At 56.7% G+C, this 21,239-nt stretch carries 21 protein-coding genes; 9 read left to right on the top strand and 12 right to left on the bottom strand.

The window, feature by feature from the left end:
- Positions 1-175: 175 nt before the first annotated feature.
- Positions 176-1,390: an argininosuccinate synthase gene (locus AC0V61_RS00325; RefSeq protein ID WP_486155258.1), complete on the bottom strand. Its 1,215-nt coding sequence runs from the start codon at positions 1,388-1,390 to the stop codon at positions 176-178.
- A 151-nt stretch (positions 1,391-1,541) separates the two neighbouring features.
- Here AC0V61_RS00325 and AC0V61_RS00320 point away from each other — a divergent pair, with 151 nt between their 5' ends.
- Positions 1,542-2,903, top strand: a complete 1,362-nt coding sequence (locus AC0V61_RS00320) for an acyltransferase family protein (RefSeq protein ID WP_486159409.1) — start codon at positions 1,542-1,544, stop codon at positions 2,901-2,903.
- A 5-nt stretch (positions 2,904-2,908) separates the two neighbouring features.
- Here the strand turns inward: AC0V61_RS00320 and AC0V61_RS00315 are convergent, their stop codons facing one another.
- A complete protein-coding gene (locus AC0V61_RS00315; RefSeq protein WP_486155257.1) occupies positions 2,909-4,243 on the bottom strand; it encodes a class I SAM-dependent methyltransferase in 1,335 nt (444 codons plus the stop codon).
- Between the two features lie 98 nt (positions 4,244-4,341).
- Here AC0V61_RS00315 and AC0V61_RS00310 point away from each other — a divergent pair, with 98 nt between their 5' ends.
- Entirely contained in the window at positions 4,342-4,779 is a 438-nt protein-coding gene (locus AC0V61_RS00310; RefSeq protein WP_486155256.1) for a DUF1801 domain-containing protein, read from the top strand.
- Here the strand turns inward: AC0V61_RS00310 and AC0V61_RS00305 are convergent.
- From AC0V61_RS00305 to AC0V61_RS00295, 3 genes are read right to left on the bottom strand one after another with little or no spacing between them, the layout of a single operon-like run.
- Complete coding sequence (locus AC0V61_RS00305) at positions 4,776-5,525, bottom strand: molybdopterin-dependent oxidoreductase (protein WP_486155255.1); 750 nt, start codon at positions 5,523-5,525, stop codon at positions 4,776-4,778. The genes AC0V61_RS00310 and AC0V61_RS00305 overlap by 4 nt on opposite strands.
- Entirely contained in the window at positions 5,518-6,210 is a 693-nt protein-coding gene (locus AC0V61_RS00300) for a cytochrome b/b6 domain-containing protein (protein WP_486155254.1), read from the bottom strand. Before AC0V61_RS00300 ends, AC0V61_RS00305 begins: the two co-directional genes overlap by 8 nt.
- Positions 6,210-6,974 (bottom strand): SDR family oxidoreductase, encoded by a 765-nt coding sequence (locus AC0V61_RS00295; protein ID WP_486155253.1) that lies wholly within the window; start codon positions 6,972-6,974, stop codon positions 6,210-6,212. Before AC0V61_RS00295 ends, AC0V61_RS00300 begins: the two co-directional genes overlap by 1 nt.
- Before the next feature lie 74 nt (positions 6,975-7,048).
- Between AC0V61_RS00295 and AC0V61_RS00290 the strand changes: the two genes are divergently transcribed.
- On the top strand, positions 7,049-7,888 hold the full coding sequence (locus AC0V61_RS00290) for a PhzF family phenazine biosynthesis protein (RefSeq protein ID WP_486155252.1): 840 nt from the start codon (positions 7,049-7,051) through the stop codon (positions 7,886-7,888).
- On the opposite strand, the gene AC0V61_RS00285 is transcribed toward AC0V61_RS00290, so the two are convergent.
- Entirely contained in the window at positions 7,880-8,530 is a 651-nt protein-coding gene (locus AC0V61_RS00285) for an MOSC domain-containing protein (RefSeq protein ID WP_486155251.1), read from the bottom strand. The genes AC0V61_RS00290 and AC0V61_RS00285 overlap by 9 nt on opposite strands.
- An 8-nt stretch (positions 8,531-8,538) precedes the next feature.
- Complete coding sequence (locus AC0V61_RS00280; RefSeq protein ID WP_486155250.1) at positions 8,539-9,150, bottom strand: class I SAM-dependent methyltransferase; 612 nt, start codon at positions 9,148-9,150, stop codon at positions 8,539-8,541.
- Positions 9,151-9,252: 102 nt separating this feature from the next.
- On the opposite strand from AC0V61_RS00280, the gene AC0V61_RS00275 reads away from it, so the two are divergent.
- A complete protein-coding gene (locus AC0V61_RS00275; RefSeq protein ID WP_486155249.1) occupies positions 9,253-9,732 on the top strand; it encodes a hypothetical protein in 480 nt (159 codons plus the stop codon).
- 23 nt (positions 9,733-9,755) lie between these two features.
- On the opposite strand, the gene AC0V61_RS00270 is transcribed toward AC0V61_RS00275, so the two are convergent.
- The 5 genes from AC0V61_RS00270 to AC0V61_RS00250 all read right to left on the bottom strand — a co-directional run bounded on the left by AC0V61_RS00270 (position 9,756) and on the right by AC0V61_RS00250 (position 15,004).
- Positions 9,756-10,724 (bottom strand): alpha/beta hydrolase family protein, encoded by a 969-nt coding sequence (locus tag AC0V61_RS00270; protein ID WP_486155248.1) that lies wholly within the window; start codon positions 10,722-10,724, stop codon positions 9,756-9,758.
- 61 nt (positions 10,725-10,785) lie between these two features.
- Entirely contained in the window at positions 10,786-12,039 is a 1,254-nt protein-coding gene (gene rlmN / locus AC0V61_RS00265) for a dual-specificity RNA methyltransferase RlmN (RefSeq protein WP_486155247.1), read from the bottom strand.
- A gap of 43 nt (positions 12,040-12,082) precedes the next feature.
- Positions 12,083-12,565, bottom strand: a complete 483-nt coding sequence (locus AC0V61_RS00260) for an invasion associated locus B family protein (RefSeq protein WP_486155246.1) — start codon at positions 12,563-12,565, stop codon at positions 12,083-12,085.
- The gene (gene greB / locus AC0V61_RS00255; RefSeq protein WP_486155245.1) at positions 12,558-13,040 is read right to left on the bottom strand and encodes a transcription elongation factor GreB; all 483 of its coding nucleotides are present in this window, start codon (positions 13,038-13,040) and stop codon (positions 12,558-12,560) included. The genes AC0V61_RS00260 and greB overlap by 8 nt, the downstream gene beginning before the upstream one ends.
- The gene (locus AC0V61_RS00250) at positions 13,040-15,004 is read right to left on the bottom strand and encodes a lytic transglycosylase domain-containing protein (protein WP_486155244.1); all 1,965 of its coding nucleotides are present in this window, start codon (positions 15,002-15,004) and stop codon (positions 13,040-13,042) included. The genes greB and AC0V61_RS00250 overlap by 1 nt, the downstream gene beginning before the upstream one ends.
- 96 nt (positions 15,005-15,100) lie before the next feature.
- Between AC0V61_RS00250 and dapA the strand changes: the two genes are divergently transcribed.
- The 5 genes from dapA to recA all read left to right on the top strand — a co-directional run bounded on the left by dapA (position 15,101) and on the right by recA (position 21,164).
- The gene (gene dapA, locus AC0V61_RS00245; RefSeq protein ID WP_486155243.1) at positions 15,101-15,982 is read left to right on the top strand and encodes a 4-hydroxy-tetrahydrodipicolinate synthase; all 882 of its coding nucleotides are present in this window, start codon (positions 15,101-15,103) and stop codon (positions 15,980-15,982) included.
- Positions 15,983-16,032: 50 nt separating this feature from the next.
- Complete coding sequence (gene smpB, locus AC0V61_RS00240) at positions 16,033-16,515, top strand: SsrA-binding protein SmpB (RefSeq protein WP_486155242.1); 483 nt, start codon at positions 16,033-16,035, stop codon at positions 16,513-16,515.
- A gap of 236 nt (positions 16,516-16,751) precedes the next feature.
- Positions 16,752-17,321 (top strand): DUF2062 domain-containing protein, encoded by a 570-nt coding sequence (locus tag AC0V61_RS00235; RefSeq protein WP_486155241.1) that lies wholly within the window; start codon positions 16,752-16,754, stop codon positions 17,319-17,321.
- Positions 17,322-17,472: 151 nt separating this feature from the next.
- Positions 17,473-19,950 (top strand): response regulator, encoded by a 2,478-nt coding sequence (locus AC0V61_RS00230; RefSeq protein ID WP_486159407.1) that lies wholly within the window; start codon positions 17,473-17,475, stop codon positions 19,948-19,950.
- A 158-nt stretch (positions 19,951-20,108) separates the two neighbouring features.
- Positions 20,109-21,164 carry a recombinase RecA gene (gene recA / locus AC0V61_RS00225; RefSeq protein WP_486155240.1) on the top strand — a complete coding sequence of 352 codons (1,056 nt, stop codon included), beginning with the start codon at positions 20,109-20,111 and terminating at the stop codon, positions 21,162-21,164.
- Positions 21,165-21,239 lie beyond the last annotated feature (75 nt).

Below are 21,239 nucleotides of genomic sequence, written 5' to 3'. Positions count from 1 at the left end.
CTTGTGGAGAGCGGTGGACAACTCAACAATTCGTCGCATTTACTTGGTTTGCGAGGGAACAACTGACCCGATTGGGAGTCAGGTTTGGTTCTTTTCGCAAAGTGTTGCTTTCGTGATCTTGCGAAGTGACCCTGTGGAGCTCACCCGACTCGGTCATATCGAGTCGCGACGGCCCTTAACGGTCCCGCTGGGCAAGCAGCTTGAGGCGCAGCGCGTTCAGCTTGATGAAGCCTTCCGCATCGTGTTGGTCATATGCACCTGCGTCGTCTTCAAAGGTCACATGCGCCTCGGAATAGAGCGAGTGGGGCGACTTGCGACCCACAACGCTGGCAAGGCCCTTATAGAGTTTGAGGCGCACGGTTCCGGTGACCTTCTCTTGGGAGAGGTCGATGGCAGCCTGCAACATCTCGCGTTCGGGGGCGAACCAGAAGCCGTTGTAGATGAGCTCGGCGTATTTCGGCATCAGCTCGTCTTTGAGGTGGGCCGCGCCCCGGTCAAGGGTGATCTGTTCAATGCCCCGGTGAGCGACCGCGTAGATTTCGCCGCCGGGTGTCTCATACATGCCGCGCGACTTCATGCCGACAAAGCGGTTCTCGACGAGGTCCAAGCGGCCAATACCGTGGGTGCGGCCAAGGTCATTAAGGGCTGTGAGCAAAGTGGCAGGCGACATGGCCTCGCCATTGAGCGACACGCCATCGCCGCGTTCAAAGCCGATCTCGATGTATTCTGGTTGGTTGGGTGCATCTTCGGGGTGGTCGGTGCGCGAATAGACGTAATCGGGGGTCTCTTCCCACGGGTCTTCGAGCACTTTGCCTTCGGAGGATGTATGGAGCAGATTGGCATCGGTCGAAAACGGGCTTTCGCCGCGCTTGTCGGTTGGAACCTTGATCTGGTGCTTCTCGGCCCATGCGATCAGCGCGGTGCGGCTGGTCAGGTCCCACTCGCGCCAAGGGGCGATCACTTGGATCGACGGGTCAAGCGCATAGGCGGAGAGTTCAAAGCGCACTTGGTCATTGCCCTTGCCCGTTGCCCCATGGGCGATGGCATCAGCGCCCGTTTCATGGGCGATCTCCACCAAGCGCTTCGAAATAAGCGGGCGGGCGATCGAGGTGCCAAGCAGATAGTCACCTTCATACCGCGCATTGGCGCGCATCTTGGGGAAGACGAAATCGCGCACGAACTCTTCGCGAAGGTCTTCGATGAAGATGTGCTCGTCAGGAATGCCCATGGCCCGCGCCTTGTCGCGTGCGGGCTCAATCTCTTCGCCTTGGCCAAGATCCGCGGTGAAGGTCACAACCTCAAGCCCGCGCTCAACGCTCAGCCACTTTGCGATAACAGAAGTGTCGAGACCGCCCGAATAGGCAAGAACAACACGCTTGATGTCAGACATTTGGGAGCCCTTATTCATGGTATTTCAAGAGGCCGGTTCTAGTGCAAGTGACCGTCCGGTCTGTAGTCGAGAAGCGCCTTAAACTTGCCAAGGGGCATATGACCACCAATATTTTCTGCAAAGAGGGATAGGAGAGACCCTAGTGCCAGCCATGTGGAACAAAGCGCGCGAGATGGCCGAGATGACGCCGCCAGAGCGCAATCGATGGGTCGATTTCCTGCGCGCTGTGTCCATCATGGCGGTGGTCTTTGGCCATTGGTTGATGGCTGGCCTTTATGTGGACGATGCAGGCGCATTGCAACGCGGCGACCTGATAGAGACCGCACAGTGGACGCATTGGCTCACATGGGCCTTCCAAGTGATGCCCGTGTTCTTCCTTGTTGGAGGCTATTCCAATTCGGTGAGCTGGGAAGGGACCTTGAAGAAGGCTAAACCCGGCCAAGTGGGTGTATACCGCGATTGGCTGGCTGCCCGCGTGCAGCGGTTGATTGCGCCTACGTTCCCCGTGCTCTTAGTCTGGGCGGTGATAGCCGTTGTTCTCACACAAGTGGGCTTCCCACGTGACCAAATCCGTATGGCAACCGAAGCCGCCTTGATCCCGGTGTGGTTCTTGGCGGTCTATCTGCTGGTCACGGCTTGCACACCGCTGGCGATGAAAGTTTGGAAGCGGTTTGGATGGGCGAGCTTTGCGGTTTTCGTCCCGCTTGTGTTGCTGGTCGATTGGCTGAGATTTGAACACAATGTGCCGTATATCAGCTTCACCAACTTCCTCTGGGTCTTCCTTGCGATCCATCAATTGGGATTTGCCTGGAGAGATGCCAAGTTTAAGTCGCCTGTCTTTACCGGGCTTTGGTTTGCGATTGGGCTTGCCGTTTTGGTGTCAGTTACAGTCTACGGCTTCTACCCGGTCTCTATGGTTTCAGCGCCCGATGGCTTCTCAAACTCGCTCCCGCCGACCTTTGCGCTCCTTGCTCTGGGCGTCGTGCAGGTTGGGCTTGTGCTGGGGCTAGAGCCGCTGGGCAGGCGAATGCTGGACAACGTCCGGATTTGGACAGCGACCGTCTTGATGAATGGCATGATCATGACAGTATTCCTCTGGCATCTGACCGCGTTTGTACTGGTCATGACCTTCGTGTGGATTGCGCTTGGCGGTCTGGGCCTTGATAGCGTGCCGGGGACCAGCGAATGGTGGGTGTCACGGCCCTTGTGGCTGGCGATCTATATCTTAGCGACCTTGCCATTGATCGGCTTGTTCGTGCGACACGAGCGCACCTTCACCCCGATTAGAGGGGGGCGAACTGTCCCGAAGGCGAGGGTGGTGGCTGGCGTGCTGCTGATCTGCGTTGGCCTAGGCTGCACAGCAGGCATCACCATCGCAAGCCCTCAAGGTATCACAGGGCTACGCATATGGGTGGTGGCAGCGCCCTTTGTAGGCGCTGCGCTTTTAGGGTTTGGGCCGGTCTATGAACTAATGTCACGGCGCCGGGAGAAATCGGGCGGGAAGGCGGCTTGAGCGGCCTACTCAGCCGCTTCCTTCAGCCCCGGATCAAAGCGCCAGCCCGGAATATCGCCGCGGGCGCGCAGCTTCGCGCTCTCTTCTTCCATGTACTCACGCGTCATCGGAATGGCGCTGCGGTCTTTCACATATTGCAGCTGCCAATTGACCATAGTGCCGTTGCGGAACGATTGCTCAGCTCCCGCAAGATAGAACAGCCACATGCGGTAAAACACCTCATCATACATCTCGGTGATCTCACTCTGGTGTATGACGGTGCGATTGTACCATTCCTCCAGCGTGTGACAGTAATGATAGCGCATGGCTTCCACATCCATCACCTGCCAGCCGTTTTTCTCGCTCTCGGTGACAAGTTCAGAAAGGGCAGGGATATAACCGCCGGGGAAGATGTATTTGCGGGTCCAGGCATCGGTATAGCCCGGCGCGCCGCTGCGTCCGCAACAGTGCGAGATCATCACGCCATCGCTTTTGAGTAGCCGGTTGGTGTGTTCAAAGAATTGCGGATAGTGGATCGTGCCCACGTGCTCCAGCAAACCGACGCTGGAGATACGGTCAAATTGTCCTTGAACGTCGCGATAATCGCACAGCTCAAACTTGACCTTGTCATCAACGCCAAGCTCTTTGGCGCGTTCATTGGAGAAGGCAACTTGGTCTGGTGCCAGTGCGACACCAAGCACTTCGCAATCGTACATCTTGTTGAGATACAGCGCGAAACCGCCCCAGCCACAGCCAATGTCGAGCACCCGCATAGGCTTGCCGCCATTGTCCTCGGGCCGCTTCAAAAGCATTTTGGCGGCAAGGTGAGCCTTCTTGTCCATCTGCGCCTGTTCGAGGCTCGTTTGAGTCGGATCATCCTCGCGGTAATACGCCATGGTGTACTGGCGGTCTTCATCAAGGAAGCGCTCATACAGCTCGCGCGTGAGGTTATAGGTGTGCTCAGCATTGGAGCGCGCGGAGCTGCGCAAATTGATGCCATCAACGGTGGCTTTCACCTTCTGGACGGCTTTGCGAAGAGGACCTTTGGCTTTGAGCGAATTGTCGCCCAAACGCTTGGCATTCATTGTGACCATCAGGATCATATCGCGGATGTCATGCGGCTCTTCGACAACGAGCCAGCCCCACATAAACGCCTCGCCTGCACCCATCTGCGGATAGCGCACGATGTGATTGGCCGCCTTCTTGTTGGTAAGCTTGATCCGGATCGGTCCCGGCCGTCCTCCAACCAGCGGATCATATTCGCCGCCGGGCCCATAGGTGTGTTCATTGCCCTCATGATCAGTGACGATCAGTTGGCCAAGCTTAATCGCTTGCTTCAAGAATTTGTCTAGCAACCACATAGTCTTCGCAGTCCCCTTCTGCTGATTTTTGAAGGGTGTGCCGGGAATTGTGCTATTGTGTCAATAATGTGAATTCACTTGGATGGGGAGGGATCACTATGGCTGAGAATAAGACGAAGCCTACACAGGTGTCGGTTGAGGCCTTTATCGAGGCTGTTGAACCTGCCTCGAAGCGCGAGGATGCCAAGGTTTTGGACACCCTGTTTCGCAAAGTGACCGGGGAAGAGCCCAAGATGTGGGGCCCCTCGATCATTGGCTATGGCAGCTATCACTACAAGTATGAAAGCGGGCGCGAGGGTGACATGTGCCGTGCCGGTTTCAGCCCGCGCAAAGCCAAGCATTCCCTCTATCTGATGGGGGGATATTGCGACGACATTACCGCCAAACACCGCGAAGAGGCGTTAACGCGGTTGGGCAAACATAAGACGGGGGCATCGTGCCTCTACGTGAACAAGCTTGCCGATATTGATTTAGAGGTTTTGGAAGAGATGATCGCGACCGATTGGGCGACAATGAACCGTATTTATCCAGATTAAATCCCTGCATACCACTGATAATCGCCGATATCTTCCCAGAAACCCCCTTTGCCACCGTATAGGTCATCAAAGCTCTCCACTGCCTCGATGGCGGTGAGGTATTTGGCGTGTTTGTAGCCTAGCTGGCGCTCAATACGGACCCGCAAGGGCGCGCCGTTTTTCTCTGGCAGGGGCTCACCGTTCAGCTCATGCGCGATGATCGTCTGGGGGTGATAGGCATCGACCATATCGACGCTCTCGTAATAATGGCGGCCATACAGCACATCGGCGCAGCGAAAGACGATAAAGTTGGCTTTGTCACTTACCCTTGCTTGGTCGAGCAGGTCGGACAATTGCGGGCCAGACCACTGCGCAATCGCGCTCCACCCTTCCACACAGTCGTGGCGGGTGATCTGCGTGCGCTGGGGCAGGGCTTTGAGGTCGGCCATTGAGAGGCTTAGCGGGTTTGTGACAAGCCCGCGCACCTCTAGTTTCCAATCGGCAAAACCCTTGGCCATTTGCTCGCGGTAGGCTGCGTTATCGATGCGAACTGTGCCATTGCCTCTTATGTCCGCAGAGCGTTCGTCTGGTGCAAATTCGGGCGCTAAAGCCTGGCGCGAGGCGAGGGTGCGGTGCGCCTTTCGGTGCCAATCTTCGGCGGCATCGAACAGGTCGCCCACCGCTTCAGTATCGGCAAGCTGCGTGCATTCGGCGGCTGGCAGTGCGGCTAACCCGGCAAGCAGGGAGCGACGTTTGATATCAGGCATTGGGGCTATCCTCCCTTTTACCGCCAGTGATCATTCGGCCTATCTGCGTGAGCGGGCCGGACCACAAAACCATGATGAGGTGGATGAGGATAAACCCTGCAAGGCTCCATGCAAAAAGGAAGTGCAAAGAACGTGCACTCTGACGACCGCCAAGCACATCAACAAGCCAAGGGGCGATGGCTTCAAAGCCCGGACTAATGGCAAGCCCGGTTGCAATCATCATGGGGAGCCCAACGCCCAAGACGAGGCCGTAAAGGATTCTTTGCGGCGCGTTATAGTCGCGGTCGCCATGGGTGCCGGGCCTCGCGTGTTCCTTGATCGCTGCTAGCCAAGCGCGCGGGTTCCAATCACCAAGAGAGCTTGCCAGATCGCGGACAAAATGGCGATTGATCAGGCTCATCACCCACATAACGAGTAGGCCAATCGCGAACACCCAAGCGCTTAAATTGTGCCAATCGCGGCTTTCAGCAAGGTCATAGCGCTGAGGTATTGTTATCCATGCAGGAAACCGCTGCACCACCAGCCATGCATCGGCGGGGTCAAAGCCGTAATCGCCCCAATAGAGGAAACGGTGCGCGTTTGAGATGCCAAGGCCCGACATAAACAGCACGATAAAAGCCCCCGCATTCACCCAGTGCCAAACACGCGTGGACAAAGCGTGGCGCTTGACGGGTTTGCCGCTCATCAGGCCTCTTCCCGAGCGAGATAAATCACATCGCGCGGCTGATTGAGCAGGTGCTGGCCGCTGTCTATAAACAAGGTGGAGCCGCTCTTAAGCGCGCCAGTGCTGAGGAACAGCGCCGCCTCGACAATCTCATCCGCTCCCGTTTTGCGGTCGAGCAGGTTTAGGCGGTGCGAGGTTTCAGTCTCATCTTCGGTCTGATCATGGCTTGCCAAAATGGCACCGGGGGCAATCCCGTAAATGCGCGCCTTGCTACCTGCTTCCATCGCAAACATCTCAATCGTCGAGGCGAGAGCGTGTTTGGACATGGTGTAGCTGAAAAAGTCCGGGTTTGGGTTGGCAAGCTTCATATCGGTTACTTGTATTGCGCACAGCGGCGTATCCCCATTAGCATGTTCGAGGAAGTTCTGTGTCATAACAGCGGGGGTTAGCGCGTTCACTTGCATCGCTTGCCGGTTCGTATCGGCGTCCATTTTGGTTGCACTGTCATAGTGAAAAATCGAAGCGGAGTTCACCAGGCACCGAAATCCGGAGAGCCGCCCGCACAATTGCGCAATCATCGCAGTGGCCGCTTCATCGTCGCTGAGGTCGCATGACACCGTTTCAGCAGAGGGAAGCGTTGCGGCCAAAGCATCGGCCTCCTCATGCGAAGTCAAATGGTGGATCACCACATGCCAACCCGCCTCGCCAAAGCCTTTCGCGATCTCAGCGCCAATGCGCGTTGCACTTCCAGTGATCAGGACGGCTGGTATTTGCGGGTCGCTCATACTTCAAGGTCTTTCCATCTTGCATGCCGCCTGTAAACAGCGACATGTGGCAATACGCTGAGAAGGAGAGAAAGTTGCCAACGTGTGATCTGGTCGATGTCTTTTGCGATGAGCCGCTTTCGGGCAACCCGCTAGGCGTGGTGCACGGCGGTGATGACCTTACGACAGAGCAAATGCAGGCCTTTACCAATTGGCTGGGCTTTTCGGAGACCACATTCTTGCTGCCACCAACGCAAGGTGGTGCCGATTACCGGTTGCGCATTTTCTATCCCGGCGGCGAGTTGCCTTTTGCAGGCCACCCGACATTGGGATCGTGTCATTCGTGGATGAAAGCTGGCGGTAAGCCAGCACGCGAGGGTGCAATCATCCAGGAATGCGGCATTGGCCTTGTCGAAATTCGTAGGAAAGGCGAAAACCTAGCTTTCAAAGCACCAGAATTGCTGAAATATGAACCTCTTAGCGACGAAGAGTGCGCTTTTGCCATCGCAATAACGGGGATTGATGAAGCAGCCTTGGTTGAGGCAATACACGTCGTAAACGGGCCGAAATGGCAACTCTTGCGTTTGAAAAGTGCCAAAGACGTGCTCGCCGCGCAGCCCGCCTCCAAAGGACCTTTGGGAACCGACATAGGGCTTGCCGGACCACATCCAGCAGGCTTCGAAAGAGATTGGGAACTGCGGGCATTCTTTGCAGACACCTTCGAGAACTTGACCGAAGACCCCGTCACCGGCAGCTTTAACGCAGGTGTTGCGATTCACCTGTTCGGTGAAGGTTTGGTCAAGGGTTCATACCGCACGGGACAAGGGCGCAAGATCGGCGCAAATGGCCTTGTACACTGCGAACAAGACGAAACCGGAGGTGTCTGGATCGGTGGGCGGTGCCAGATAGTCAGCGGCGGCGGGGAGTTACCCTAACTTCGCTTTCGCGCGAGCGCGTTCTTTGGCGGACAGAGCGTCCATTGCCGCAAGCTCTGCATAGTCCTCAGGTGATCCTTTACCTGCGTGTAGCGCGAAAGATGCACGCGCTATATCCCAACGCTCGTCACCCATTTCGACCCGTTCCAGTGTGTCGCCAGCCTTAGTTTCACCGATTTCTAGAACTCGGAAATACCAGCCACACCGAGCCGATTTCACTATCGCGGCCACCATGCCTTTGGAATTGCATTGCGAGCCGAAGCGGTGCTCTATTTTCCAACAAGGCTTGCGCGGTTGGCTGATCTCTAAAAGCGACGTGCCAAGCCGGAATTTGTCGCCAATGTGCACTTGGCTCTCAGTTAGGTCAGCCACAGCAAGGTTCGATCCGAATGCACCCGGTTCGTTCAACAGGTCGAGATCGCCCAGCTTTTGGCGCCAGAAGTCGTTATGCGCCAACGGATACAGATGCACTGCCATATCAGGGCCGCCATGGTTCTTTCGGTCGGCTTGCTCATCGGGTGCAAGGCCTTCCTCAAGAATTTGTACAAGGCCATCGCGAGGTCGCTTTACAAAGGCGCTGAGTTCGGCACCGTTGAAGGGGCGGGCGGTGCCAGTGCAAATTGCTTCGACAATATGCTTCATCCGAAAATTCAAGCCTTTCTGACCGTAAGGGCAAGCCAATCGCGTTGCGTGCCATCTGAACCTTTGCCAGCATACATCTCTTTCTCAAGTATCTTGAATCCGGCATTTTGATACGTCTCGACGAGCCATTCAGCCGATGGGAAATTGTGCAAGCGGCCAAGCAGGTCGCGGCCATCTTCTTTGGCCTCGCCATCGCCAAGCTTGTAACTCGCATAATGAAGCCCGCGGTGCATTAAGGAGCGGTGGATGCGCTCCAAAATTCCCGGAAGCTGTGCGCGTGGGACATGCAATAGGCAGGCATGCGCCCAAACCGCGTCATATTTGTCCTCCGCCACAAGCTCATCAAATCGCATGACCCGCGCATTGAGATCGTGGCGTTCATTCGCCTTTGCGACCATCGCAGGGACGCCGTCTGTTGCATCGAGTTGAAAACCAAGTTCTCTAATACGAACAGCATCGCGGCCCGCGCCGCAGCCAAGCTCAAGCACTGGGCTTGCGGCGGCAACGCGGTCGAAAAATTTGTCCAAATGCCGTGAGTAACTGATCCCAGCGCTCAACGAAAAGTGCGGGGCTTGGCTTTGATAAAATTCGTAGGTTGCTGGATCGATGTTGCTGGTCAAAGTGATCCTCTCGCCGTTTTTTAGCCGTAATCAGCAGGTTAATGCTACTGCAACACAACACCTTAGGGGAATACGGAAATGACTCTCTTACTAAGACTGTGCATGAGTGTGGCAGTCGCGGGCCTTGCTGCGCAAGGTGTAAGCGCGCAGAATTTGCATGACCTTCAAATGACCGGGCAAAGCGATCATCGCGCAACAGCGTCTGTCGTTATTCCTCTCGGAGCGCATGCCGGCAGCAGACAATCTAAACCGCGCGTCGATTTCACTTTGTCTTCGCAGCGATGGGGCCCCTCCCAAGGCGTTTTGCCTAAGCGAACGGACCTCAACTTTGAAAGATTAACCGTTAATGCTTCCAAGCTGTCTTTCACGCTTGAGCAAAATCCACGGTTGCTTCTCAATGATCAGCGGATCGCAACCTTTGGACCGCGTTTGACGGTCGACGAAGACGAGGAAAAAGACGGCGGCGGGATCGGCACTGGCGGTGCTATTCTTCTTGGACTTGGGGCCGCTGTCGGGGCGGGTGTGCTCCTTACAGACGCAATCAAAGACGATCTCGAAGATGCATTTGGTGTTGATGAATAGCGCGAGCTAGGGCCCGCACCCCTTCAGTCCTGTAAATGTTCTTTGAAGAACGCGAGGGTTGCAGGCCAGATTACCTTTTGAGCCTCTGTATCTGCTGTCGCTCGCCGGTCGTTTGGTTTGCCGGTTCCCGAGAGCGCGTGGCCCGCGTCGGTGAAGACTAGGCTAACGGTAGGCAATCCCTTCTCGGCGCGCAGCTCTGCAATAGTCTGAGCCATTTCGCCCGAGTTCCAGGTCATGTCCTGATCCCCGCCGGCAACTAAGACCGGCTCATCAATTGCGGCGATGTCGATGCGAGCTTTCACTGCGCGCATCGGGTTGGCATTGCGGCCCTTATCGTGAGGAAGACGAATGCGTGGGCGACCATTTGCACCTGTCGGATTGGCAAATTCCTCATTCATCCCCTCATAGGGTACAAACGGGAGCGCTTTGCCGCGCCAGCTAAACGAGCTTGGCCGCGAGCCATCCATTGTGCCCCATCCTTCCCAAACCACGTCGGTAGGGACGATAGCGGCAATTGCAGCGAAGCCCTCGATCTTAGAGCCTGCGAGAAGTGCGAATTCTGCACCCTTAGAGACGCCGTAGATACCGATATCGTCGGCGCGAACGTCATCGCGTCCTGCGAGCCAAGCCTTGGCCGTTTCGGCGCTGTCCACCGGGATTTCTGCAAAGGCTCGGGGGAGGTCCGGAAATTGCTGTGGTTGGTCACCCCAAGCAGGAGAATAGTAAGGAAGTCCAAGGACTGCGTATCCTTGCTCGAGAAACAAGGGTGCTGATCGCCGCGCGCTTGTGTCCCCTCCTTCGCTTCCTCCCAGATAGATGATCACGGGGAAGGGGCCGTCGCCTTCAGGCTTCACAAAGAAAGCACCGGGCAGTTTTTCACCAACCATGATGACATCTTCAGGAGAAGGGGCTTTGCCTTGCGCTGATAAGGGGGAGGCCAGCAACAGGCCGACTGCTAAGGCAAGGGGTGAAAACAGATCTTTGGCACGCATAATATTCGCTCCATCCTGATCCCACCCAGTCAGATACGCAGCAAACCTTCTCGAAGACGCGTTAGCTTTGGTTCGCCTCTTGCGAGGCTGCTGCTGCCTCACGGTCTCTTTGCGCTCGGCTTTTCTTTTCTGCCGCCGTTTTTAGCTGGCCGCACGCTGCATCAATATCGCGGCCGCGCGGGGTACGCACAGGCGCGCTGATGCCGCCTTCAAAGACGATATCGCTAAAGGACTTGATACGCTCTGGCGTGGAGCACTCATATTCCGCACCCGGCCATGGGTTGAAGGGGATCAAATTCACTTTAGCAGGCAGGTCGAACTTCTTGAGAAGGCGCACCAATTCATGCGCGTCCTCATCCGAATCGTTCTTGTCCTTGAGCATCACATATTCAAATGTGATCCGCCTTGCGTTGGAGGCTCCGGGATAGTCGGCGCAGGCTTGAAGCAGGTCTTCGAGGCCGTATTTCTTGTTGAGCGGCACGATCTCATCGCGCACTTCCTTGGTAACCGCGTGCAAGGACACCGCGAGGTTCACGCCGATTTCCTCGCCGCACCGTTCCATGGCGGGGATTACGCCGCTGGTGGAAAGCGTGATGCGGCGCTTGGATAGGGCAAGGCCGTCGCCGTCCATCACCAGCTTCAAGGCATCGCGCACGAAGTCGAAATTGTACAAGGGCTCGCCCATGCCCATCATAACGATATTGGTGAGCAGGCGGCCGTCAGATGTGTAGTGGCCTGCGTCCTCGTCCGTCTCAAGACCGTCCATCACCCCCTTAGGCCACTCACCCAAGGCATCGCGCGCGAGCATGACTTGGCCGACAATCTCGCCCGGCGTCAGGTTGCGAACAAGGCGCATGGTGCCTGTATGGCAGAAGGTGCAGTTGAGCGTGCAGCCGACCTGAGAGGACACACAAAGCGTGCCCCGGTCTGCATCGGGAATAAACACCATTTCAAAATCATGGCCATCGTCGGTCTGGAGCAGCCATTTGCGCGTTCCGTCCGATGAATGCTGAGCCTCGACCACATTCGGGCGTCCGATCACGAACCGTTCGGCGAGCCATGGGCGCATGGTCTTGGAAATATCGGTCATCGCGTCAAAATCGGTGACGCCGCGGTGATAGAGCCAGTGGTATACCTGTTTCGAGCGCAATTTGGCTTGGCGCGCGTCCAGCCCTGCCTCTTCGAAAATCTGACGAATACGCGGGCGCGCAACACCCATAAGGTCAATACGTCCGTCCTCGCGCGGCGTAATATCGCGCGCAACAGGTACCGGGTCCACTTGCCCGGGGATCGTCATTAGGTTCGTATCTGCCATGATTGGGGCCGCATATAAGGCGGCGCGAGCGGTTTGTCAGCCCTTAGCCGCGTTGAGCACATCCAACGACGCTTGCATCCATTGCTGTGGCCACGCCTGCGAGGGAATAGCGGTCAGAGAAACGTGCGCCATTGCTGCCCCGCGCCGCGACAGTCATGCGCGGGGCTGACCGCATGGCGGCGATGATGGCGGCGTCCATCGTATTGTCCTTAGCCCAGGCGTTTGGGCCCTTGGCGACGAGTTCAAACTCAGCCTCGCCAATGGTGAGCTTGGCCTCAGCCTCTTCCCCGACCTCGCGCGAGAGGCGGATATGCACCTGTCCGCGAAGGCCTTTGTCCGGCCATGTGGCGACGGTGACATAAGGGCCAGCTGAGTTGTTCCCGCGTGGTTTTGCAATGGCATAGCAGCGCGCGGGGCTGTCATCGCGGAAAGCTGCCCAATTGGAGTATACGCCAAGGCTATCGCGCGCCGAAGCGGGCGGTTCCAGGGCCAAAAGGGCAAGCAAGGGCAGGGAGGCTCTAATCATAGTGAACCGTCATCACTTCCCATTCTTTGAGCCCGCCGGGAAGCTTCACCGTCCGGCAATCCCCGACAGATGCGCCTTTGAGCGCCCTTGCGATTGGCGAGGACCACCCGATGCGGCCTTCGCCAGCGTCTTGTTCATCATCGCCAACGATCTGGATATGCATCCGCTCATCATCTTCATCGGCAAGCTCGACCCTCGCGCCAAAGAACACGCGGGCCTTGTCGGGTTGCTCGGATGGGTTCACCACACGGCACGCCTTCATCCGCCGCGAGAGATAGGCAAGCTCGCGGTCAATTTCGCGCATGCGCTTGCGGCCATAAAGATAGTCGCCGTTCTCCGAGCGGTCGCCATTGCCCGCCGCCCAAGAGACGATCTCGACAATCTCCGGGCGCTCTTTGCCCAGCAAATGGTCATAACGCGTCTTTAGCGCCGCCATTCCCTGCGGCGTTATGGGCGGACCTAAAGGCTTGCTCATCAGGGGAGGAAGCGGTCGACCGTGCGAGGCAATCCGGCCTGTTGCGGGTACATATGCGAATATGTCACCGCATTGCCGATCACGCGCATGACGTAATAGCGGGTCTCAAAATTGGCGGGGATCTTCTCGATCCACTCGACCCAATCGATGCTGCCATTACGCGGATCACCATTCAAACGCACCCATTGGCGCACGCGTCCGGGCCCAGCGTTATAGCTTGCAATGGCGAGCGGATAGGCACCGCCATACAGGCTCATCCGTCGGGCATAATGCGCATCACCCAAAGTGATGTTGTAGAGCGGGTCTTCGGTGAGGCTTGCGCTCATATATTGAATGCCCAGAATGCCTGCTTCCTCGCGCGCAGTGCTGCGCAAAAGCTGCATCATGCCGATGGCGTTGGCGTGGCTTTTCCTGGTGCGGTCAAATTCGCTTTCTTGGCGCGCAATGGCGTGAACCATGGTCCAATCGTTGACGCGCGGTGTTGGCACGATGGGGAAGCCAGCGCGCTCGACCCCTTTAATACCCGAAGCGCCCGCTTCCATGCCCAGAACCACGGCCATTTCCGGAAGGCTCGTTTGCGCTGCAAGCTCTGCATAGGCAGCGACATCTTCAGGTGTCTTTGCGCTTGCACCGATGGCTTGGAAGAACCGGCGTTCGGTCTGCCATTTCTGGCGGTTGCTGGCGATTGAACGGATTGCTTTCACCAGAGGTCGGGCCTCGAATTCAGCGCGTGCGCCAGCGTCCATTTGGACCTGCGGGAGCTCAGCAAAAGTCGGCATCGGACGGCCAAGGGCCCCAAGGGCAAGCTGACCGTAATAGTAATGCGGATATTCTGCCGCTTTTTCAAAATAACGGTTCGCATCGGCAGTCAGCCCAGCTGCGCGCGCCGCGCGGCCTGCCCAGAAATACCCTTTCGACTTAGTCAAAGGCGTGCGCGCAGCATCGCCGTAGCGATAGAAGAAAGGCGCAGCGGCCCCTCCATCGCCTTGACGCCAAAGCGCGTTGGTGCCGCCTTTCCACATCAGGTCGGTGTAGCGATCGCGCAAGCGAAAGGAGCCTTTGGAAATGTCGGTCCCCGGCGCAAACAGATCGTCGATCTTGCTGGAAAGACGCACTGTGTCAGAGATATTGGCCGCCTTCGCAGCCGACAGCATTACGCCCACAAGTTCCTCTGCGTTGAATGCAGGGGAGGCAAAAACGGGGCGGTTTTTCAGAAGGTTGATAGCGCTCGTTCGGTCGCCGCGCTTCATGTAAAAGCTTGCAAGGTTATAGACGTACCCTGCATCATTCATCGCGCCATTGGGCACGCTTAGACCTGCTGCCGAGGGTGTCGAGCCTCGAACCAGCGCAAGCCGCGCCAGCGCCAAATCGCGCTTTGACGGGTCAAGATTGATGAGATTACGCTCTACCGCCGCTGCCTCGCTTTGCCACAAGAGTGCATCCACACGTGCCGCGTGATCGTCTGGCGTAAAGCGCGAGCCGTAAAGACCCGTCAGATACGCTTCTGCTGGACCAGACATCTCGCCGCCGCGCCATGCCTCGCGGGCCGCGTCAAAGGCATCTGCACGCTGAGCGCCCGCAAGCGCCAAAGCGTAGCGTGCCCGCGCCGGATTTGAGAGGGGAGCGTGCGTATCAAAGAATGCGAGAATTTCGCCTTGAGAAGGCGCTTCTTCATCGAGCCGCGCCTCTGCCTTGCGGCGGATAATCTCCATCCGCGGGAAATCTGGATATTTGAGCGCGAAGCCTGCGTAAGTCGCAAAAGTGTAAGTGCCCTGTCCCTGCAATTGCTCCCACCGCTGGATCGCAGCGCCCGCAAATTGCGGCTGCGAGGCGACCATATTGCCGCCTCTGTCAGAAGCGCCCATCTGCGCGCAGGCAGGTGTCGCCAAAGCCCCTGCTGTGCTTGCCGCAAGGGCTGCTATGACGAAAGGTGAAGTAAGCAAATTTCTGACCATGCTGGACATAGTGCCGATGGGCTCCTTAGTAGGCGCTGAACGAGAGGGCTGGTTGACGCCCCTTCAACCGAATAAACGTCTATTGATCAATACTGGAATTTTACAATGTTCAGCGGCTCCATTCCCGCTCTAGCGACTCCTTTTCGCGACGGATCGTTTGACGAGAGCGCTTTTCGCAAACTCGTTGATTGGCAAATCGAAAATGGTTCATCGGCGCTTGTACCATGCGGGACAACCGGCGAGGCCTCAACTCTCTCCAATGCCGAGCATCACCGCGTCATCGAAGTGTGCATTGAGCAAGCGGCAGGCCGAGTGCCGGTGATTGCTGGGTGCGGGTCGAACGATACGCGCAATGCCGCTTTGCATATGAACTTTGCGAAGAAGGCAGGCGCAGCAGCGGGGCTGTGTGTCGCGCCTTATTACAACCGGCCGAGCCAAGCGGGGCTTATGGCGCACTTCGGATTTCTCGCGGAAACCTGCGATTTGCCGATAGTTCTCTACAACGTGCCAAGCCGCACGGTAACGGACCTTGAGGACGAGACCGTGGTGGCTCTAGTCAACAAATACCCCGAGCAAATTGTCGCGATCAAAGATGCAAGCGGTGATCTGAGCCGCGTTGCCGATCACCGCATGGGCATTGGCCGCGATTTTTGTCAGCTTTCTGGCAATGACGAGCTCTGGCTTCCACACAATGCAGCAGGGGGCAGGGGAGCGATTTCGGTCACCGCCAATGTTGCACCAGCCCTTTGTGCAGAATTCCAAGAGGCGATTAACAACAACGAACTGAAGCGCGCGCGCGAGCTCAACGACCGTCTCTTCCCGCTGCATTATGCGATGTTCTCTGATGCCTCGCCAGCGCCGGTGAAATATGCTCTTAGCCGGGTGCAAGAATGGTTTTCACCCAGCGTGCGTCTGCCTATTGTCGAGGCGTCACAGGCCTCGCGCAAAGCGGTGGATGCGGCTTTGGAGCATGCTGGATTGGTCTAAGCCCGAGGGGGCTTTAATAAATTGGCAGATAGGCCTATCTGCCCCTCATCATGGCACGCCCGAAACCCGAAACCTTTGATAAGCTCAAAACCGTCGCCGAGAACCGGCGCGCTCGGTTTGATTATCATATTGAGGATAAGTTTGAGGCAGGGCTTGCGCTGCAAGGGACCGAGGTCAAAGCGCTGCGGGCAGGGCAGGCGACCATTGCGGAAAGCTATGCCGAGGTGCGCGATGGAGAGGTTTGGCTCGTCAATGCGAACCTGCCTGAATACAGCCACGGCAACCGCCAAAACCACGAACCCAAACGCCCGCGCAAACTGCTGCTTAACGCGCGTGAGATCAACAAGGTGTTCGGCGCGGTTGAGCGTAAGGGCATGACATTGGTGCCATTGTCGATCTACTTCAACCGCACGGGCCGCGCGAAGGTCGAGCTGGCTCTGGCTAAGGGTAAACAAGCCCACGACAAGCGCGCTAGCGTCAAAGAGCGTGATTGGAAACGGGACAAAGCGCGGCTAATGCGCGAGCGGTCTTGAGCACGCGCTCTGCGAAATCTGATGAACCGCACCGTTTTGGCGACGTAATTTTATGCAATTTGTAATTCACCCATTGGTCAGACAAGGGGTGCTACCCATATAACGATCATGAAGGTGGCAATGGATCTTTCACAGGCGGTTTTTGACGTGGTTTGCGGCGCGTCAGAAGGGCTGTGTGCCTGATGGGAGCCAAGCCCCAATCCGCGCCTGGCTTTTTTCCAAACCCCTGGGCTTGGATGACAGACCGCCTTAGCCGCACAATGCCAAGCCGCGAGGCAATGGCGAAGAACAAATATCTTGCGCCTATCGCCCACCGTTTTCTCAATCCAGAACTCTGGCGTTTCACAAGGCGCTCTGTTCCTCGCGGAGTGGCCCTCGGGCTTTTTGCGGCGTTCATCATACCCGTGGGTCAGATCTTTCTCGCAGCATTCATGGCTTTGCCAGCGCGTGCAAACGTCCCGCTTGCGGCCGCTGTGACGTTTGTGACGAACCCTTTCACCATTGCTTTTTGGGCCGTTGTCGCAAACCGGGTTGGCAATTTCATCCTCCGGATTGATGCAACAGCAACAGAGATGGTCATGACGCAGGCTGATAGTACCTTGTGGGTCTACATCGTCGATGCGTTCCAAGTTGCGGGCGTGACTGTTGTGGGGTTCTTTGTGCTGGCCGTTGTCACGTCTGCCATCGGTTACCTTGCAGCTGGCGCCGTCTGGCGCGTGATTGTCGCTCGTAAAGTCGCACGCAAACGGGCAAAATACAGTGCACAATTGGCTCAGCCCCTCGACCACGTGGACGGCGCGAAGTAGGACTGCAAGCCCAAGCAATCGAAAGAGTGCCCGCGTGGGTCTCTTGCGTGCGGTAATCTAGGCGAGTGGGACTTTGGCCGACAAAAGCATCATCGGCAATTCTTCAGACAGTAGCGCGAAGCTGAACCAAGCAGCTGGTGCATACACCGCAATGCCTTCTGGAAAGCCAAGTCAGATGCTCTTGATTGGCTTGGGCGCGGCGCTTGTTGTTAGCGCTGGGCTATTGTTCGCTGCAACCTCAAGTGTCGTTATGACGGGGGCCTACATCGGTGGGCTGATTGTTCTGTTGTTGGGTGTTGTTGCTGCCGAGCGCATCAATAGACAACCGATCAACGCAGAGGTTGCCGCGCCTGATTGGTCGGTCACTGTGGCCGCTATAGAAAGCAAGGATGCGAATTTTGGCGAGGCGATCGCCATAACCGACCGCGCCAATCGCCTGGTTTGCGCGAACAAGGCCTATGTCCATGCTTTTGGTGCCGACAACGCACCACCTATGCTAGATGCAGAACGCCCAGCTTTGGAGGCGCTGAACCGCGCAGCACGCACGGCATGGCGCGATGGTGATGCTTTGATCGAGGCGTTCGATGATAGCAAATTACGTCAGTGGGCTGTGAATGCCGCACGTGCCGGGCGAGGGGAAGATCACCTCATTTGGCGGTTTGAACGCCTAATTATCCCGACAGCTGATGAAACCCTGCAGATGGATCTCACTGGGACCTTTGGCGCTCTATTAAGCAGAGCGGGGATCGAAGCCGCCATAACCAGTGCTGACGGCACAATCCGAAGTGTTGGCTCTGGTTTTGCAGAACGTGCAGTTGGTGATCGCGAAGCAACCTTGGTAGGTCAGTCCCTCGTTTCCTATTTGCGGGCGGACGAGCGTGAGCGCATTTACTTTGCGCGCGAGGGCCGCAATGGTACGCCGCAAACGCTTATTGATGTGCCTCTTAGTGAGCCGGGCCTTGCGGGCGCACCTCCAGCTCCTGAAGACGGCACCACCTTAATGCTGCTTGTCGATAGCGGGGTTGGTGTTGGAAGTGGTTGGGACGGCTCCGCTCAGGCCGGTGTCGCTCAGCTTGAAGGGCTCTTGGCTCAGTTACCTTTGGGCCTTGCAATGACAGACCGTGATGGGCGGTTCCTTTTCGGTAATGAGGCCTTTTTGCGCTCCGTTGGAAAGCCCGAAGGTGAGTTGCCAGCGTTCCCTACAGATCTCGTTGTACGCGAAGATAAGGCGCCCCTTTCCGATGCAGTGCGCCGTTATGGTAGGGGGCCTGCTAGCCGCGGCGATATGGCGGTGCGCCTCAGTTCGCGGCGTGATGAGCCTGTTTCCATGGGCCTTGCAGGTGTGCGCGGGTTGGGAGAGGCAGCGGTTTTGCTCAGTATTGCTGACAGCACTGAAGAAACTGAGCTTAAAAGGCAGGTTGCGCAGGCAACGAAGATGCAGGCGGTCGGCCAACTTGCGGGCGGGGTCGCGCACGACTTTAACAATGTGCTGACCGCTATAATTGGAACATGCGATCTTATGTTGCTGCGCCACACGCCAGGCGACAGCGACTATGACGACATTCAGCAGATCCGAGCAAACTCCAACCGTGCCGCGTCTCTTACCCGCCAATTGCTCGCCTTCTCGCGGCAGCAGACTCTTCGCCCTGAGATATTGCAACTGCCTGATGTGGTTAGTGAAGTGGGACCGCTTATCAAACGTCTTCTGGGTGAGAAGATCGACTACTACGTACAACATGATCGCAACCTTGGCCCGGTGCGTGCTGACCCGCAGCAATTAGAGCAGGTGATTATGAACCTTGCGGTGAATGCGCGGGATGCGATCAACATGAACGGCGCCCACGGACGCACCCGCAAAGAGGCAGGGCAGGGCCGGATTTCGCTTCTCACCAGGAGTGTCAAATCGACCGAGGCAATCAAGATTGGCGCCGAGGTCTTGCCCTCCGATGATTACACCCTTCTGATCGTTCAGGACAATGGAGGCGGCATTCCAGCAGACGTCCTGCCCAAGCTCTTCGAGCCATTCTTTACTACGAAAGAATTGGGCAAAGGAACGGGTCTTGGCCTCTCGACGGTCTACGGCATTGTCAAACAGTCAGGCGGCTTTGTGTTTGCCGATAATGTGATGAATGCCTCTGGCCGTCCTATGGGCGCACGCTTCACGATATATTTCCCGGTTCACGCAGGAGAAGCCCCACAGCGACGCAAGCCCGCTTCGGCAGAGCCGTCTTCCAATTGGTCGGCTGGGGGCAGGGTGCTCTTGGTAGAAGATGAGGATATGGTGCGGGCGGTAGCAGAACGCGCTTTGTCGCGCGCGGGCTATCAGATCACAGCGTGCAGCGATGGCGAAGACGGGCTCGAGGCGATGCAAAAGGATAGCGATTTTGACATAGTTGTTAGCGATGTCGTGATGCCCGGGATGGACGGCCCCGCGATGGTGCGTGCAATCCGCAAGGACCACCCTGACATCCCAGTTCTCTTCATGTCCGGATATGCAGAAGAGGCTCTTCGCAAAGATATTGATGTCCCCAATATGCACTTCTTGCCTAAACCTTTCAGTGTCTCCGCTATCACCGAAAAGGTAGCAACGATCATGCGAGAAACACGCGCCGGTTCGCAATCTGAATAGACCTATAATGTTCGCTTAGAAAAAAATATTTGTTCCCCCCTTGTTCTATGAGAACAAATGGGATACATGAACTCCTACAGGGGGCGGCAAAGGTGTCTTCCCACAATGGTCGGTTAAAAGTCATTAATCCGGCCTATGCAAGCGAAGGAGTGCATGCGATGGCTACGCAACTTAAGCTGGTAGACAAGGATAAAGACGTGGACCGTCAAAAAGCGCTGGACGCGGCACTCCAACAGATTGACCGTGCCTTTGGTAAGGGTTCGGCGATGAAGCTCGGCTCGAAAGAGGCGATGCAGGTCGAATCGATTTCAACCGGTTCCCTTGGGCTTGATATTGCGCTTGGGATTGGTGGTCTTCCGAAAGGGCGCGTGATCGAGGTCTATGGGCCGGAAAGTTCTGGCAAAACGACGCTTGCGTTGCATGCTATTGCTGAGGCGCAAAAAGCAGGTGGGACAGCGGCCTTTGTTGACGCAGAGCACGCGCTGGACCCTGTGTATGCAAAGGCGCTGGGCGTTGATATTGACGAGCTTATCGTTTCACAGCCTGATACTGGTGAGCAAGCGCTTGAGATCACCGATACTCTGGTACGCTCAAACGCGATTGATATTCTTGTGGTCGATTCGGTTGCGGCGCTTGTGCCCCGCGCAGAGATCGAAGGCGAAATGGGCGACAGCCACGTCGGCCTTCAAGCGCGCCTCATGTCACAGTCGCTGCGCAAGCTGACCGGCTCCATCAACCGTTCAAAGTGCATGGTGATCTTCATCAACCAGCTGCGCATGAAAATCGGTGTGATGTATGGTAACCCTGAGACAACGACTGGTGGTAATGCGCTTAAGTTTTACGCCTCGGTTCGCCTCGATATTCGTCGTACCGGTCAGATCAAGGACCGCGATGAAGTGATCGGCAACTCGACCCGTGTGAAAGTGGTCAAGAATAAGGTGGCGCCGCCGTTTAAGCAGGTTGAGTTCGACATCATGTATGGGGAAGGCATCTCCAAAATTGGTGAGATTCTTGATCTTGGCGTGAAGGCCGGCATCGTTGAGAAATCGGGAAGCTGGTATTCTTACGACAGCGTACGGATTGGGCAGGGGCGTGAAAACTCGAAGCTGTATCTCAAAGAGAACCCTGAAGTTTGCGACAAATTGGAAGCCGCCATTCGCGGTAAAACCGATGAGGTCGCCGAGGAAATGATGACCGGTCCGGACGCGGACTGAGGCGTTAGCTCCTCAAGCGGGCGCTCATGATGCTCTAAAGTTGAGCTTGGGCACAAAGCGCGGGAGATTGCTTCC

Source organism: Erythrobacter sp. JB1-4 (assembly GCF_057365025.1).
This window is presented reverse-complemented; position numbering and strand designations above follow the sequence as displayed.

Excerpts from the sequence above, each read along its gene's own strand:
- AC0V61_RS00285 (WP_486155251.1), bottom strand. The coding sequence starts at position 8,530 with ATGAAGCATATTGTCGAAGCAATTTGCACTGGCACCGCCCGCCCCTTC.
- AC0V61_RS00305 (WP_486155255.1), bottom strand. The coding sequence starts at position 5,525 with ATGCCTGATATCAAACGTCGCTCCCTGCTTGCCGGGTTAGCCGCACTG.
- AC0V61_RS00230 (WP_486159407.1), top strand. The coding sequence starts at position 17,473 with ATGCCTTCTGGAAAGCCAAGTCAGATGCTCTTGATTGGCTTGGGCGCG.
- rlmN (WP_486155247.1), bottom strand. The coding sequence starts at position 12,039 with ATGGCAGATACGAACCTAATGACGATCCCCGGGCAAGTGGACCCGGTA.
- AC0V61_RS00300 (WP_486155254.1), bottom strand. The coding sequence starts at position 6,210 with ATGAGCGGCAAACCCGTCAAGCGCCACGCTTTGTCCACGCGTGTTTGG.
- AC0V61_RS00275 (WP_486155249.1), top strand. The coding sequence starts at position 9,253 with ATGAGTGTGGCAGTCGCGGGCCTTGCTGCGCAAGGTGTAAGCGCGCAG.
- AC0V61_RS00295 (WP_486155253.1), bottom strand. The coding sequence starts at position 6,974 with ATGAGCGACCCGCAAATACCAGCCGTCCTGATCACTGGAAGTGCAACG.
- AC0V61_RS00235 (WP_486155241.1), top strand. The coding sequence starts at position 16,752 with ATGACAGACCGCCTTAGCCGCACAATGCCAAGCCGCGAGGCAATGGCG.
- AC0V61_RS00325 (WP_486155258.1), bottom strand. The coding sequence starts at position 1,390 with ATGTCTGACATCAAGCGTGTTGTTCTTGCCTATTCGGGCGGTCTCGAC.
- AC0V61_RS00270 (WP_486155248.1), bottom strand. The coding sequence starts at position 10,724 with ATGCGTGCCAAAGATCTGTTTTCACCCCTTGCCTTAGCAGTCGGCCTG.
- smpB (WP_486155242.1), top strand. The coding sequence starts at position 16,033 with ATGGCACGCCCGAAACCCGAAACCTTTGATAAGCTCAAAACCGTCGCC.
- recA (WP_486155240.1), top strand. The coding sequence starts at position 20,109 with ATGGCTACGCAACTTAAGCTGGTAGACAAGGATAAAGACGTGGACCGT.
- AC0V61_RS00250 (WP_486155244.1), bottom strand. The coding sequence starts at position 15,004 with ATGTCCAGCATGGTCAGAAATTTGCTTACTTCACCTTTCGTCATAGCA.
- AC0V61_RS00315 (WP_486155257.1), bottom strand. The coding sequence starts at position 4,243 with ATGTGGTTGCTAGACAAATTCTTGAAGCAAGCGATTAAGCTTGGCCAA.
- AC0V61_RS00320 (WP_486159409.1), top strand. The coding sequence starts at position 1,542 with ATGTGGAACAAAGCGCGCGAGATGGCCGAGATGACGCCGCCAGAGCGC.
- dapA (WP_486155243.1), top strand. The coding sequence starts at position 15,101 with ATGTTCAGCGGCTCCATTCCCGCTCTAGCGACTCCTTTTCGCGACGGA.
- AC0V61_RS00260 (WP_486155246.1), bottom strand. The coding sequence starts at position 12,565 with ATGATTAGAGCCTCCCTGCCCTTGCTTGCCCTTTTGGCCCTGGAACCG.
- AC0V61_RS00310 (WP_486155256.1), top strand. The coding sequence starts at position 4,342 with ATGGCTGAGAATAAGACGAAGCCTACACAGGTGTCGGTTGAGGCCTTT.
- greB (WP_486155245.1), bottom strand. The coding sequence starts at position 13,040 with ATGAGCAAGCCTTTAGGTCCGCCCATAACGCCGCAGGGAATGGCGGCG.